Source organism: Kroppenstedtia sanguinis (assembly GCF_050433445.1).
Classification (GTDB): domain Bacteria; phylum Bacillota; class Bacilli; order Thermoactinomycetales; family DSM-45169; genus Kroppenstedtia; species Kroppenstedtia sanguinis.
On the sequence record NZ_JBNPXF010000001.1, the window covers coordinates 91,961 to 106,774 of the forward strand.

The 14,814-nt window shown below is 52.2% G+C and carries 11 protein-coding genes and 1 other RNA gene; 5 read left to right on the forward strand and 7 right to left on the reverse strand.

Annotation, left to right across the window (positions count from 1 at the left end; translation table 11 throughout):
* Positions 1-151 precede the first annotated feature (151 nt).
* The 3 genes from JOD24_RS00455 to JOD24_RS00465 all read right to left on the reverse strand — a co-directional run bounded on the left by JOD24_RS00455 (position 152) and on the right by JOD24_RS00465 (position 2,778).
* Positions 152-952, reverse strand: coding sequence for a class I SAM-dependent methyltransferase (locus tag JOD24_RS00455; RefSeq protein WP_429246101.1), 801 nt, complete (start codon positions 950-952; stop codon positions 152-154).
* A gap of 40 nt (positions 953-992) precedes the next feature.
* Positions 993-1,766 carry a class I SAM-dependent methyltransferase gene (locus tag JOD24_RS00460; protein WP_429246102.1) on the reverse strand — a complete coding sequence of 258 codons (774 nt, stop codon included), beginning with the start codon at positions 1,764-1,766 and terminating at the stop codon, positions 993-995.
* Between the two features lie 142 nt (positions 1,767-1,908).
* Complete coding sequence (locus JOD24_RS00465) at positions 1,909-2,778, reverse strand: glycerophosphodiester phosphodiesterase (RefSeq protein ID WP_429246103.1); 870 nt, start codon at positions 2,776-2,778, stop codon at positions 1,909-1,911.
* A gap of 474 nt (positions 2,779-3,252) precedes the next feature.
* On the opposite strand from JOD24_RS00465, the gene JOD24_RS00470 reads away from it, so the two are divergent.
* Positions 3,253-4,524: a threonine synthase gene (locus JOD24_RS00470; protein ID WP_380162092.1), complete on the forward strand. Its 1,272-nt coding sequence runs from the start codon at positions 3,253-3,255 to the stop codon at positions 4,522-4,524.
* Between the two features lie 66 nt (positions 4,525-4,590).
* On the opposite strand, the gene JOD24_RS00475 is transcribed toward JOD24_RS00470, so the two are convergent.
* From JOD24_RS00475 to JOD24_RS00485, 3 genes are all read right to left on the reverse strand, one after another.
* The gene (locus JOD24_RS00475) at positions 4,591-6,120 is read right to left on the reverse strand and encodes a solute symporter family protein (RefSeq protein WP_380162094.1); all 1,530 of its coding nucleotides are present in this window, start codon (positions 6,118-6,120) and stop codon (positions 4,591-4,593) included.
* A 2-nt stretch (positions 6,121-6,122) separates the two neighbouring features.
* Positions 6,123-6,431 carry a DUF485 domain-containing protein gene (locus JOD24_RS00480; protein ID WP_380162096.1) on the reverse strand — a complete coding sequence of 103 codons (309 nt, stop codon included), beginning with the start codon at positions 6,429-6,431 and terminating at the stop codon, positions 6,123-6,125.
* Positions 6,432-7,469: 1,038 nt separating this feature from the next.
* Positions 7,470-8,027, reverse strand: a complete 558-nt coding sequence (locus tag JOD24_RS00485) for a TetR/AcrR family transcriptional regulator C-terminal domain-containing protein (protein WP_380162624.1) — start codon at positions 8,025-8,027, stop codon at positions 7,470-7,472.
* 905 nt (positions 8,028-8,932) lie between these two features.
* Between JOD24_RS00485 and hisS the strand changes: the two genes are divergently transcribed.
* The 4 genes from hisS (at position 8,933) to JOD24_RS00505 (ending at position 12,915) form a co-directional block, all read left to right on the forward strand.
* Positions 8,933-10,198 carry a histidine--tRNA ligase gene (gene hisS / locus JOD24_RS00490; protein ID WP_380162098.1) on the forward strand — a complete coding sequence of 422 codons (1,266 nt, stop codon included), beginning with the start codon at positions 8,933-8,935 and terminating at the stop codon, positions 10,196-10,198.
* Between the two features lie 21 nt (positions 10,199-10,219).
* Complete coding sequence (gene aspS, locus JOD24_RS00495) at positions 10,220-12,001, forward strand: aspartate--tRNA ligase (RefSeq protein ID WP_380162100.1); 1,782 nt, start codon at positions 10,220-10,222, stop codon at positions 11,999-12,001.
* A gap of 54 nt (positions 12,002-12,055) precedes the next feature.
* Positions 12,056-12,231: non-coding RNA, 6S RNA (gene ssrS / locus JOD24_RS00500), on the forward strand.
* A gap of 84 nt (positions 12,232-12,315) precedes the next feature.
* The gene (locus tag JOD24_RS00505) at positions 12,316-12,915 is read left to right on the forward strand and encodes a 5' nucleotidase, NT5C type (protein ID WP_380162102.1); all 600 of its coding nucleotides are present in this window, start codon (positions 12,316-12,318) and stop codon (positions 12,913-12,915) included.
* 559 nt (positions 12,916-13,474) lie between these two features.
* Here JOD24_RS00505 and JOD24_RS00510 read toward each other — a convergent pair.
* On the reverse strand, positions 13,475-14,806 hold the full coding sequence (locus JOD24_RS00510; protein ID WP_429246104.1) for an AAA family ATPase: 1,332 nt from the start codon (positions 14,804-14,806) through the stop codon (positions 13,475-13,477).
* Positions 14,807-14,814: the final 8 nt, after the last annotated feature.

A 14,814-nucleotide genomic window follows, 5' to 3' on the forward strand; every position in this document is an offset into this window, starting at 1 on the left:
CATGTTCAAGTCACTCCCTGTTACGCCTGCTGGCGCGTGAGTATTTCGCCTCCGTTGTGATCGCAGTGATTTTGTATTTGGAGAAAAAGGAAGTAATTTCACAGACTGCTTCTTGAATTGTTATAAATCTGGCCTATCGTCTGGGTTTTGGTTAACGTTGGGTGTCAGATCCGCCTTTACGGGTCGTCCATAGGGTCCAGCGGTCCCGATCCGGGATATCGGTAGTGACATCGGTTGCGGTCAGCCGATGGCGGATATGCCGCATTAAGCGATGAAGCTCTTCATCATGTAGCTCATGGAGAATGGAGCGTCCCTGCCGTTGCAAAATATCTTGCTCTAAATCCTGCAGGTTGCGGTGAATCCTGCGGGTCTCCCACAGAGGATGTTCCCACGGGGCGTAGAAGCCTGCCGCTTTCAGGGCACGGTGGATCTCAACAGAGGGATGGCGCCGTGCGATTTCCTTCTCTTTTAATCTGGGAAACATCTCAAAGATGAATCCTCGCAGATGGTCGGGAGTGGCGGGAAGAAGGCAATCCGCGGGGGTTCGATCCTGAATGAGGAGTATGCCGCCGGGTCGCAGGATTCGGGCTGCTTCGTGGAAGCAGGACAGAAGGTCCCGCAGGTGGTGGATGACCGCCCGCATCAAGAGGAAGTGGAAGCTCCCTGCGGGAAGTCCCGTCTGCTCTGCACTTCCCTGAATCCATCGAATCTGGGGAAAGGAGTCGCTCTGTTCCTGGGCAGCTTCCAGCATGATGGGAGAGGGATCCACCCCGGTCACTTGGGCTCCCATCTCTGCCAGCGCCCGAGAGTAGATTCCCCCACCGCATCCGATGTCGGCCACCTCCATTCCCTGGGGATCCAGTATCTTCCGCACCTGTTCTTTCCACTCCGGTGAAGCGGTACGGGTGGCGTAGGTGTGTTTGTTCTTCGGATGAGAAAAATCGATGGACATGGTTTAAGCCCCCTTGTGCAGATTTCTGAGAAGGATCATGTTATTTTTGGCAGATCCACATCCCTTTGCGGAGGATCAGGGTAGGATCCTCGGCGGTGGGATCAAACCCAAGGTTTTGTTGCACCGACGCCGGTGCAGTCTGCAACAGTTTCCAGGCTTGTTCTCGGGAGGAAGCGGGTGTCTGAGCTCGGTCCATCCATTCCTGCCACTGAACCGGAGTCTCCCAACTTCGGACATGGGTGACGGAGGAGAAGCCGGCAGCTTCTAACAGCCGCGTCCAATCAGCAAGGGGGAATACTCGCTGATGAGAGGGATCCCGCAGGGTTTCCACCTCATTCAGGATCTGATCCGTTGCGGAGTCGTCGGGAAGGGTGTTATCCACCAAGATCAACCTGCCGCCGGGAACCAGCACCCGCCGGGCCTCAGCGAAGGCTTTCTCTGGATGAGGAAAGTGATGGGAAGCGATCCGGGAGGTGACCCAGTCAAACAGTCGATCGGGAAGCGGGAGGTTCTCCGCATCCCCCTCCAACCAAGTGACATGGTCCAGCCCGCGCCGGCTCGCCTCTTCTGCGGCGATTTCCAGCATGCGGGGAGTAAGATCTAAACCTACCACTCGTTGGCAGACCCGACTCAACACAAAGGCGGTATGACCGGCTCCGGTGGCGATGTCGAGGGCGAGGAGAGGTGGAGAGGACATCCCGATCTCTGCTGCGATCCACTCCAGGTCTGGCCCCTGGGCATGAATGACACTCGTCCGGTACCCATCGCCAGAACGCCGGTACTGATCCTGCACCTGTTTTTTGGTAGCATCCATAGGGTTCACTCCTTTTGTGTTTCACCTAATGAAAAACAATTTCGTTTTACAAAACCACTATAACACATTTGCTCATGGAATCGATAGGAAATGACAAGTACAAAAAAAGAGCACGGATTTCGTGCCCGATCGATAAAGGGATTTATGGATGATAAGGGGGGTATCCCAATTCCGGGAAATCCGTGATAAATCCATCAACTCCCGCTGCAAACAACAGATTTGCCGCCGATTGATCACGAATCGTATAGGGAAGGATTTTCATCCCGTGCCGGTGTACCCGTTGGACCAGATCGGCATTCACCAGATCTTTATCTGGATTGACATAATCGGCGTAAACGGCGAAGGAGCGTAGGTGTGCGTTGGTTACCCCTGTCTCTTGGTAATCCCCCTTGCTGAGAAGAACGCCGATGGGGACTCTCGGCAACCATCGATGAAAACGTTGAATCGATTTGAGATCAAAGGATTGAACTACCACTTTGTCGCGTTTATCCAAGTTTCGCTTTGCGAGGGCCTTCGCTACCTGCCGTTCAATTCCAGGATAGCGAGCGGGGTCTTTCAGCTCAATCAGAATCTTGATTCCCTTTCCACGGTATCGATCCAGCACTTCTTCTAGGGTGGGGACTCTTTCTCCAGCATAGGCAGGACTGAACCAGCTACCGGCATCCAACTGTTTTAATTGAGCTAGGGTGAGGTCTCGGATCTCCCCTGTCCCGTCGGTGGTTCGGTCCACTGAGGTATCGTGCATGATCACTAGACGACCATCTTTGCTCCGCTGTACATCCACTTCAAAGTAATCCGCCTTCATCTTCACGGCTAAATCAAAGGCGGCGATGGTGTTCTCCGGTGCATGTCCAGAGGCTCCCCGATGGGCTACATTGATAAACTTAGAGGGGACTTTCCCTTTGGGCTCCGCCGCTGCTTGACCGGGATGCAAACCCACCAACAGTATGACCGCAAGACACAGGACTCCCCATAGGCGAAAAGAAGGCCTTCTGCACTTTCTCGGATTCACAGCACTCTCCCCTTTCCATTGCATAATAGAGCATATTTATATATACAATTTTAACGGGCTGGTAAAAAATTGTTAAGGAATTGTGGGGGACTCCTTCAAACTGTGTATTTACCAGAGCATGGCAGGAGTCCAGCTGGAGGGAAGCCCGGTATTCCTAGAAGTGTTGTGCCCTCCTGCGTTTGAGGACGGTCGGGATGGGGTTTCACCTGTCGTTCCGTTGTTTTAGTGAGCCAAAGTCATTCCATGTGAACCCCTCCCTTCGATCTATGCGTAGATTTGAGATGATTCTTTTTCCTCCCCCACTTAAAGGAATCTGGTACCGAGTGGACTGTCTCCATTTTCTGGGGGGATGGCATGAGTTGTGTGGAAGCACGACGTACAACTCTGTATACATATCCTGCAGTAGGGGCTCCCACTGGATTTGAAAAAGCGAATGGCTAGTGGATCCAAAGTAGATGTGGAGGAGGGGGAGAGGTGAAGAGGCGTTGGATGGTTTGCAGCGGGTGTTCCCGAAGAATTCCCTTTCGCTATGATGGTGGCCTCTGTGGCTGTGGAGGCGCTTGGTTGGTCCAATACGACCTGGAGGAAGTGAAACACCATCTGAGCCGGGAAAAGTTGCGAGAACGTCCGGCCACCCTGTGGCGTTACCATGAATTTCTCCCTTTGAAAATGACGGATTCGATCGTCTCCTTGGGGGAGGGATGGACCCCGCTGATTCGACTGGAACGCTGGGAGAAACAACTGGGCTTAGGTGAGGTCTGGGTGAAGAGGGAGGAACAGAATCCAACAGGTAGCTTTAAAGCCCGGGGATTCTCTGTGGCCCTCTCTCTTCAACAAGAGCGGGGAACTTCTCGGGTGGCAGTAAATTCCAATGGAAATGCTGCCGCCGCCTTGGCTGCCTATGCGGCTCGTGCAGGAATGGAGGGATTTGTCTTTATTCCTCGGGATTGTCCGGCCTTGATGGTGGAGGAGGCGATGCAATATGGAGCCCGAACCTACTTAGTAGATGGGTTGATCCACGATGCGGGTCGAATCATTCAGGAGGGAGCACGGGAGATGGGATGGGTCTCCATAGGAACTGCCCGAGAACCTGGCAGGGTGGAAGGGAAAAAGACGATGGGGCTGGAGTTGGCTGAGCAACTGGGTTGGCAGTTGCCTGATGTGGTGATCTATCCCACAGGGGGTGGCTCCGGCTTGATTGGGATCTGGAAGGCTTTCTGCGAATTGAAAGAGCTGGGCTGGGTTCAGGGGGAGCTTCCGCGTTTGGTCAGTGTACAGGAAAGAGGGTGCACCCCGATTGTGGATGCGCTGGAAGCAGGGGCCGAGGAGATCACTCCCAAAGAAGATGCCACCTGCGCCAACCCGACCGGGATACGCGTTCCCCAGCCGCCGGCAGGCCAGCTGATCTTGTCTATCCTCCGGGAAACGGGAGGGACGGCGGTGGCGGTCACAGCAGATGAGATCGATGCCGCCAGCCAAACCTTGGGTGGGGAAGGGATCTCCGTTGCACCGGAGGGGGCAGCGGTCTGGGCGGGTCTGCTTCAGTTACGGGACCGGGGAGATCTACACCCAGGAGAACGGGTGGTCCTATTTAACACGGCCCACGCTTTAAAGTATCTTCCTTGGCAATCTCCGACTCCACCTCCGCTCGTCACCTCCTACGACGACTATCGCCAAATCCTGAACAACCAAGTGGCTACGCAACCATCAACGGAATCCAGACCAGAATCATCAATGGACCGGTGAGTGCTCCATCAATCAAAAACCATCCCCTCTCTATTTTCAGAAGGGATGGTTCATTTCAATCATGGATTACTCAGTTCCCAGTCCGGTATTGGATTTGACCGAGAGTTCGTCATACTCTTTTTCGAGGGGATCCGGTTTGCTCCACAATGTAAAGAGGACGGAGGTGATAAAGCCGAGGGGGACGCTGATGATCCCAGGGTTTGCCAAGGGGAAAATGGCGTTCTCCTGCATGACGCTGGGACCCAGAATGACCAGTGTAACCGCACTGATTAAACCGACCAGCATTCCCGCCACGGCTCCAGTGGTGTTGAATCGTTTCCAATAGATAGAGAAGATGATCACGGGTAGATTGGCACTGGCGGCGACGGCGAAGGCGAGAGCCACTAAGTAAGCCACGTTCTGCCCTTTGGCTAACACTCCGATCAGGATGGAAACAGCACCCACCACCAGTGCAGTATTGCGGGCGACGCGAAATTGCTTTTTCTCGTCAGCTTGGCCCCGTTTGATGACATTGGTGTAAATGTCATGGGCAAAGGCCCCGGAGGCGGTGATTACCAGACCGGCTACCACGGCTACGATCGTGGCAAAGGAGACGGCGGCGATCGTAGCCATGAAAAACTCACCACCCAAGGTTCCGGCTCCACCGCCCAGATATTGCGCCAGCAACGGAGCCGCCATGTTTCCACCGGGGTCGGCGGCCCGGATCACGTCAGGCCCCACGTGGATAGCTGCCCCAAAGCCGATAAAGGTGATCATGAGATAAAAAGTGCCGATCAACACCATCGCCCAAATGACGGATTTTCGTGCCTCCTGGGCGGTCGGCACGGTGTAGAAGCGAATCAGGATGTGGGGCAAACCTGCTGTTCCAAGAACGAGTGCGATCCCGAGGGAGAGCAGGTCAATGGGATTTTTGTACAACAATCCTGGCTGTAAAAACTTCACACCCTGGGTTTCGGCTACGGCCTCAAACAGTTGTGACGGGTTGAAACCGTAGAGGAAAGCCAAAAACAGAATCACGGTCAGGGTGGCGAACATCAACAGAACCGCCTTGATAATCTGCACCCAGCTGGTGGCTAGCATCCCTCCGAAGAGTACATAGATGATCATCAGCACCCCGATGATCAGAACCGACACTTCATAGGGAATGCCCACCAAAAGTTGTATGATCACCCCGGCCCCGACCATCTGGGCCACCATATAAAAAAGGGAGATCACGATGGTGACCAGGGCCGCTGTTGTCCGCACCGGGACTGGCTTCAACCGGTACGCCAACACATCGGCCATCGTGTATTTTCCCGAGTTGCGTAAGGGTTCGGCCACGATATAGAGAACCACGATATAGCCCATCAACCAACCGACAGCATACATGAAACCGTCGTAGCCATTGAGAGCGACCAACCCCGCGATTCCTAAAAAGGAGGCTGCACTCAAGTAATCCCCTGCGATAGCCAAGCCATTTTGCCAGCCGGTCAGGGAGCGTCCCGCCGCATAAAAATCTGTGGTGCTCTTGTTCTGTTTGGAGGCACGATAGGTGATAAACATCGTCAGTCCGACGATCGCTACAAACAGAACAATGCCAAACAGATGGACACTCATAATCAGGCCCCCTTCTTGCGGGTATAGGATTCGATGATGGCTTGGGCCTGCTGATCAAATTTGCGGGCCTTCCTGACATACAGATAGGCTAAAGCCCAGGCGACCACATAGCAGAGGACCCCGTACAGATAGCCGAAGGTGATATAACCTGTGACATATGAACTCATCAAAGGACGGGCATAGCCTGCCAACAGAGGCAATGTCATGTAATAGAGTAGGAACAGAATCACAATCGGCCAGATAAAGACCAACTTGGCCCGTTTAAACTTCTTGAATTCTTGGGAACGGGCGATTTCTGTGTACTTGTCCATCCACCCACCTCCAGATTTTTTCTGTATTTATAGCTTTCGGGTTGAATAGATAAACGTGATGAACTATTCTGAAAAAAGGAGCGACGACTACATTCATACGCCCGAAATGCCGAAAAACGGTTGCAAACGACTTGATAGAAAAGACAGGGATGAACAGTTCGTTTGGACGCTGAACGGTTGTCCGGGACCCGGTTTTGCTTTTCGTCCTTCAACACATTTTAGACATGTTAAACCCCGGATGCAGGCGTGTTGATTATCTGAATTTTTAAGGTCGGGATGGTGGGAGGGTGAAGAGCCTTTGCACCCATAGGGCACAAGTCTCGCCAGGGTCGCTTTCTGCTCCCGGGTCTCGCTATGCGTTCTTTGCAAGAGATCGGAGCCGTCCCACCATCCCCGTCCCTTCAAGCAATATTTTGTGATGGGGGCAATGGGAAGAGCGAAAGGTCAATTTTGTTTCTCCCGCCCATTTCCTGGTTAATCAACAGCCCCTGCCCGGATGTAATCGAGGTTGACCCATTGACACTCCACACGCCTGAAGAGTGGGATTCACCACAGGCACGTACCGATGGTCGCTTGGGTAATCCCTAGTAACCTGGAGAGATGAACCAAGGGAAGCCTGTATGCCCCCACGGTTCAAACAGAGTTTAGGTACCATGTCATAGGCTGAATGACTGCTTGGTTTTCACATTTCATTCCAGCCATGAAGGCTACATGCAAGAAAATAGGCTTGCACAACCCCATATGCATCCACTTTTCAAAGAGCAACTATGCTTAGTTTAACATAGAACGCACATTTGTAAATGACTCTTCAGAATTTTTCGGTTACAATTCCCCACAAGGGGGATATCGAACGACGCTCACTTCCATCCTAACCCTAGAGGGCTGTTTTTTTTCGCTCGCCTTTTGTAATCTACCACTTCCAGGAAAAGATATAGACAGCAATCCTCATTTCTTTAGGTTGATTATTCGTGATGATTCCCCCACTGAGAAATCTTTTAAACCCTCTTGAATCACTTGCATTCTCTAGGATTTCTTAATTTATTCCTTGGCTAATTGTTCGATCCCTAAAATCAATATGGCTAGTCCAATTTGAAACATTTGATCAGAACCCATTCCGCTAAGAAGTTGTTCTTGGTAAATCCGTTGCAGAACATTCTTATTCTCACTTTGTAAGCTGTCAATGGACTGTCGGAATAATTCCTGAACATCCTGTCCTTTCTTCTCCATTCTTTTATTGATTTTATCCCGCTCATTTCGATCCAACTCAAATGAAATCACATAGTTTAATAGACATACAGCAGAAGAAGACTTTTTCTTATCACTGATTGGCACTTGATCCATAATGTTTAGTAAAAAATTGATGAGACTGAGATAATGTTGTTCCAGCGGTACCGTCTGCATTAAAAGTTGAGCAGAATAGGGGCGTTTCTTTAAGCAGCTCTGCAGATTGACTGCAAATTGCTTCAGTTGTTCTTTCCAGTCCCCTTCCTTGCTGGTGGATGATAGTGTTTCTTTCGCTACCTGCTCCGCCAATACCTGAAAAATGCTTTGTTTGTTTTCAAAGTAATAGTAAAGGGAAGCGCCAAACAGCACCATTGGCAACGGGGGAGGCGGATGTGAGGGAGGTGGGCCGGATCTGGGGAAAAGGAAGGATTTTTTTGGCCATCAAGTATGCGGATCAGAATTATGCCCGTCTGAATGTTTCCCTTCTGTTATAAAACAAAAAAAGCCTCACAGATGGAGGCCTCAAAGTGGATCACAGGAAAAGGAATGAGTGTCGGAAAGTACTCCTCAACAGTAGCAGTTGTCGATCTGTTGCTTCACCCAATGGTTGGAGCAACATTCATTCAATGCCACATCACGGTTATCCTCAATGGTACTCCCACAAACCGGACACATGTCCTGTGGTTGAGGGTTGGTGTGCATGGGAATCCCTCCCGATCAGGTTGATGTCATTATACTATAACAGAATATGAAAAGTAAACATCTGTGATACAACAATTTTAAATTTAGGCGAAGTTGTCTCTGGATTGTTACATAACAAAATCTCGCTGTGGTTGACATGGAGTGATTAGACGCGCCAGAATTTTGGCGTCGGAATGTGATGTGAATCCGGCGTATTTGTGTCGTTTCTTACAAAAATCTTGACTTTTGTCTAACCATCCCGTAGAATGCTATCTTATACAACAATTTGAACTGAATCCGCCGATGATGGGAAAAGTACCCGGGAATCGGGCAGCCAGAGAGGGAGCGTCAACCGGCTGCAAGCGCTCCTCCGTCTCGCCCCGGAGAAAGACACCTGGAGGCTCTGGACCGAAGACCCCATGGGGTTGGTAGATCTGGACGTCTGCCAGACGATACCTGGCCTGAGTGGGAAATGGAGTGGAAATCCATTTCCAAAAAAGGGTGGCACCGCGGGAAAATGTGAACCAATCTCTCGTCCCTGACAGTAAGTCAGTGGCGGGAGATTTTTTATATCCATTTAAAGGAGGCGGGAGAAAGTGAACTATCGGATCCCCCGTGGAACGTCGGACTTATTACCTGGTGAAGTGGAGAAGTGGCAGTACATGGAAGAGAAGGCTCGGGAGCTCTGCCGTCTCTATCACTTTTCCGAAATCCGCACCCCGATGTTTGAACAGACGGAGCTGTTTCAGCGCGGGGTGGGGGAAACCACGGATATCGTAGAGAAAGAAATGTACACATTTGAAGATCGGGGGGGACGCAGTCTCACCTTGCGACCGGAAGGGACCGCATCTGTCGTCCGCTCCTTTGTGGAAAACAAGATGTATGCCGGCCCACAACCGACCAAGCTATATTACCTGGGACCCATGTTTCGGTATGAACGTCCCCAAGCCGGCCGACAGCGGCAATTTCATCAGTTCGGCGTGGAAGTATTCGGGACGCGGGAACCCGAGCTGGATGCGGAGATTATAGATCTGGGTTACCGGTTTTACACTGCGGTCGGTTTGAAGAAAGTGCGGGTGGAAGTGAATAGTGTCGGTTGTCACCGCTGCCGGCCGGTTCATCGGGAGGCGCTGGTGAAGTTTCTCACCCCCCATCGGGAGGAGCTTTGCAAAGATTGTCAGTCCCGGCTGGAACGGAATCCGATGCGGGTGTTGGATTGCAAAAAGGAGTCTTGCAACCGGCTGATTGAGGAGGCTCCGAAAATGATCCAATTCCTCTGCGAGGATTGTGCCCCTCACTTTGAGACAGTGAAAGAAAATCTTGATCTCCTGGGAGTTCCCTATGAAGTTAATCCCCGGCTGGTGCGCGGGTTGGACTATTATACCCAGACTGCTTTTGAATACGTGCTGGAAGAGGCAGAGGGGGGCTCGCTAGGTGGAGGTGGCCGTTACAATGGCCTGGTGGAAGAAGTGGGAGGACCGGCTGACATGCCGGGAATCGGCTTTGGTCTTGGCTTGGAGCGGGTGATCTTGGCCTTGAGGCAACAAGAGGTGAATCTCCCGATCCGCAGGGGAGTGGACTGCTTCCTCATCACGTTGGGTGCCGCAAGCAAAAAACGGGGCGTCTCCCTGTTGAAGGATCTCCGGCAGGCGGGTCTCTCCGCTGAACGGGACTACTTGGATCGCAAGCTCAAAGCCCAGCTGAAAGCTGCAGATCGCTCCGGTGCCGCTTATGTGGCCATCTTGGGGGAGAATGAACTGGAGGCGGACCGGATCGTGGTTAAAAACCTGGCCACCGGTGAACAGGAGACGATCCAGCTGGATCAATTGACGGATCATATTCGTGCATGTACCAGAAGATAGCTTGAGAAGAGAGGGATATCCATGGAGTCCAGTTTCAAGAACCATGATTGCGGGCGGTTAACCAAGGAACAGGTGGGCGCGACGGTCACGCTCAACGGCTGGGTCCGCAAGTGGAGGAACCTGGGGGGCCTGATTTTCCTGGATCTGAGAGATCGTTCCGGAGCAGTTCAGGTGGTGATCAATCCGGAAGTTTCCCCCCAAGCGGCAAAGATCGCTGACAAGGTCCGGAGCGAATATGTGCTGGCGGTGCAAGGGAAAGTGGTAGCCCGATCCAAAGAGACGATTAACCGCAAAATGCAGACCGGGGAAATCGAGGTGCTGGCACAGGAAGTGGAAATTCTGAACGCTTCCAAAACGCCGCCCTTTACAGTGGCCGATGCTACGGAAGTGGAGGAGACCACGCGGTTGAAGTATCGGTATCTGGATCTGCGCCGTCCGGTGATGCAAGAGACGTTGCTCCTCAGACATCGGGCGATGCAGATCGTGCGCAGGTTTCTCGATGAACAGGGATTTATCGAAGTGGAGACTCCGATGTTGACCAAGAGCAGCCCAGAAGGGGCTCGAGATTATCTGGTGCCGAGTCGGGTGCACGAAGGGGAGTTTTACGCTTTGCCCCAATCTCCGCAGATCTTCAAACAACTGCTGATGGTCTCAGGTATGGAGCGCTACTTCCAAATCGTCCGCTGTTTCCGGGATGAGGATCTGCGGGCGGATCGCCAGCCGGAATTTACTCAGATCGATATCGAGGCTTCCTTTTTGGAGACGGATGATTTGATGACAATGATGGAAGAGATGGTGGCCCGGTTGTTCCGGGAAACGATCGATGTCGAAGTGGAACTTCCTTTTCGTCGGATTCCGTACCAGGAGGCGATGGAACGGTTTGGCAGTGACCGTCCAGACCTTCGTTTCGGTATGGAACTGGTGGACCTGTCGGAGACGGTCAAAGAGAGCTCCTTTAAGGTATTCGCCTCTACCGTGGCCCAGGGCGGACGGGTCAAGGCGATTAATGTGAAAGGGAAGGCGGACTGGAGCCGCAAAGTCATCGATTCCTGGGGTGAAGTCGCCCAGCAGTTGGGAGCCAAGGGATTAGCCTGGCTCAGCCTTCGGGGAGAGGGGATTAAGGGGCCGGTGGCTAAATTTCTCTCGGACAGCGAATGGCAGTCCATCATGAAGGCGACAGAAGCGGAGATGGGGGATCTTCTCCTGTTTGTTGCTGATCGTCCCCAGGTGGTGAATGAGGTGCTGGGAGAACTGCGGATCCGCTTGGCCAAGGAGCTGGATCGGATTCCGTCCGGGGTTTACAAGTTCGCTTGGGTGACCCACTTCCCCTTACTCTCATACGATGAGGAAGAGGGTCGCTATTATGCGGAACACCATCCCTTCACCAGTCCGGTGGATGAGGATATCCCGCTGTTGAAGAGTGATCCCTCCCAAGTGCGAGCCAAAGCTTATGATATGGTGTTGAATGGGTATGAAGTAGGTGGAGGCAGTCGACGCATCCATCGTCGCGAGATCCAGGAAATGATGTTTAAAGCCTTGGGTTTCACCATGGAAGAGGCGAAGGAGCAGTTTGGCTATCTGTTGGAGGCATTTGAGTACGGAGCGCCGCCCCATGGGGGAATCGCCTTCGGCTTGGATCGTCTGGTGATGCTGTTGGCGGGGCGGAGTAACCTGCGGGATACGATCGCTTTCCCCAAGACCGCCAGCGCCACTTGTCTCATGACGGGGGCCCCGGCACCGGTTTCACAACATCAATTGGATGAGCTTCATATCACCCCGCAACTACCCACCGGAGAGAAATAGGTCGAACTACGGCTTGATAAAGAGCCGATCCATGTGTTAATATAAGAACACAAAAGAGCCCTGAGATGTTCGTGAACCACCGACAGTTTTGAGCCAACACCTTTTATGCGGGAGCCTGCGTCATCTGTGAGCGCAAATGCCCTTCACGGGACTTGTTAACGTGGATGCAGGGCACCCACCTGCCATGAGCAGGTTCAAAACTTAGGGAGCCACGGCATAATGGGGCTCTCCTTTTTTATATCTGTTTAAATCTTGCTGGATCTTGGATACTAATGAAGGCAATCGTCCACAGAAATGTTTGAAGGATGTTGATCATGAAACTTGGTGTGGATATTGACGGAACGATCAAAAGGACACAAGAGGCGGCAGTTCACTGTTTTAACGAAGAACTGGACCGCTCCGTCCGTTATGAGGATATTAAGGAGTTTCAGTTGGATCGGGCCTATGGCCTGAACCGGAAAGAGGGCAGAAGGTTGTGGCGAAAATTGGAAGCCCGAATCTACGCCCTGGGGGTTCCTATGGAGAATGCAGCTTCTGTCCTTCGTGATCTGAAGGAAAAAGGGCATGACATCTATTTTATCACTGCTCGTCCCGGGCTTCCGGAAATCACCCAGGTGACGAAGGATTGGCTTCGTAAATACAAGTTCCCGTATGATGGGGAAAACCTGTTTATGGGTTCACAGGATAAAGCAAAGGTGGCCCAAAAACTTGGCGTGGAGCTCTTTTTTGAAGATGCGCCGCAACATTTGGACCGACTGGTGGCGGCGGGGATTCCGACGGTGGTGATGGATGCGGCCTATAACCGAAACTATCGGGGTGGACTGCCTCGTATCACGAGCTGGGACGAAGTAGAACCGTTGATTCAGCAGATGGAGGAGCAAAACAGAGACCATGGCGATGGACTGTTGGAGTAATTTGTTATGATTCCGCCAGTGTGAGGCGGTTTTATTTAAAAATATTTGATGCAATATTCAAACAAGCAGGCACCTGTTGATTCACCATATGTTAGGTAGGAAATCAGGTCGGGATGGTGGGGCGGTGAAGAGCCTTTGCACCCATAGGGCACAAGTCTCGCCAGGGTCGCTTTCCGCTCCCGGGTCTCGCTATGCGCTCTTTGTAAGAGATCGTAGCCGCCCCTCCATCCCCGTCCTCTCAAGCCATATTTTACGATGGAGGCAATGGGAAGAGTGAAAGGGTCGTTTGGTTCCCGTCATCCACTTTATGGTTCATCAACAGCCCTGTCAAATAAGTATTACCTGCGTTTACAGAGGGTCGGATTTGGGTTTCATATGACCTTATCGTTGTTCTACCGATTCAAAATCACTCATGTGAAACCTAACTCTCTGCATAGTGTGGGGGGAGCGAAGCGACCCTAAGCATGATATGTGTCCTATAGGTATGACGATTTTTTCACAACACTTCTAGTCCAGTTGATCATAAATAGAATTCGCCACCCATAAAGGGTGGCGAATTCTATTTTTCAGCGGGAGGCTGTTTTACCCACTGGATAAAGTCCTTCAGCTTCTTTTCATAGCCGATGTCGGTGGGGTGGTAGAAAGTTTGCCCCAGGTGTTCATCGGGCAGGTACTGTTGATCCACGTATCCCTTGGGGAAGTTGTGAGGATACAGATAACCGACTCCCCGTCCTTGGGATGGGGCTCCCTTGAAATGAGTGTCCCGCAGATGAGGGGGAACTTCCCCTCCGACTTCTTGTTTCACTGCATCCATCGCTTGGGCGATTCCTTCATAGACGGCATTGCTTTTGGGTGCTGTGGCGATATAGATTACCGCTTCCGCCAAGGGAATTTGGGCTTCAGGAAGACCGATGTGATCTACGGCCTGGGCTGCGGCAGAGGCGATCAAGAGAGCTCGTGGATCAGCCATACCCACGTCTTCGGCAGCATGGATAAAAACGCGCCGGGCGATAAAGCGGGGATCTTCGCCGGCTTGAATCATCTTGGCCAAGTAATACAAAGCGGCATCGGGGTCGGACCCCCGCATGCTTTTGATAAAAGCGGAGATGGTGTCATAGTGATTGTCTCCCCCTTTGTCGTAACGGATGATTTTGCGCTGGATCGATTCCTCCGCCACCTCCGGAGTGATCCGGCGAATGCCGTTTTCCTCTGGAGGGGTGGTGGTGACCGCCAGCTCCAAGGCGTTGAGCATGTTGCGGGCATCTCCGCCGGCGGCCCGAACCATGTGATCCATCGCCTCCTCTTCTACCTGAGTCCGGAAGTTTCCGAGGCCGCGTTCCTCATCTGTGAGGGCACGATGGGCTAAGGATTTCAGATCTTCCTCCGTCAGGGGATGTAACTGAAAGAGCCGGGAACGGGAGAGAAGAGCGGAATTGACTTCAAAAGAGGGGTTTTCCGTGGTTGCTCCGATCAAGATAATGGTTCCATCTTCTACGAAGGGAAGCAGGGCATCCTGTTGTGATTTGTTGAAACGATGGATTTCGTCGATAAACAGCAAGGTACGCAGATCATACATTCCCAGCTGTTCTTTTGCGTCCTGGGTGATGCGGCGGATTTCGGCGACTCCGGCGATTACTGCGTTCAACTGTTCGAAACGGGCTTGCGTCGTGTTGGCGATCACTTTGGCCAGGGTCGTTTTTCCTGTTCCAGGTGGACCGTAAAGAAGAATAGAGGAGAGTTGGTCCGCCTCGATGGAGCGGCGCAACAATTTACCGCGTCCTAGGATGTGGGATTGGCCCACGATTTCATCCAGAGTACGGGGGCGCATGCGCGCTGCCAACGGGGCTGTTTTTTCTTTTTCTTGCTCATGTCCGTAATCGAAAAGATTCATGGAAGGTT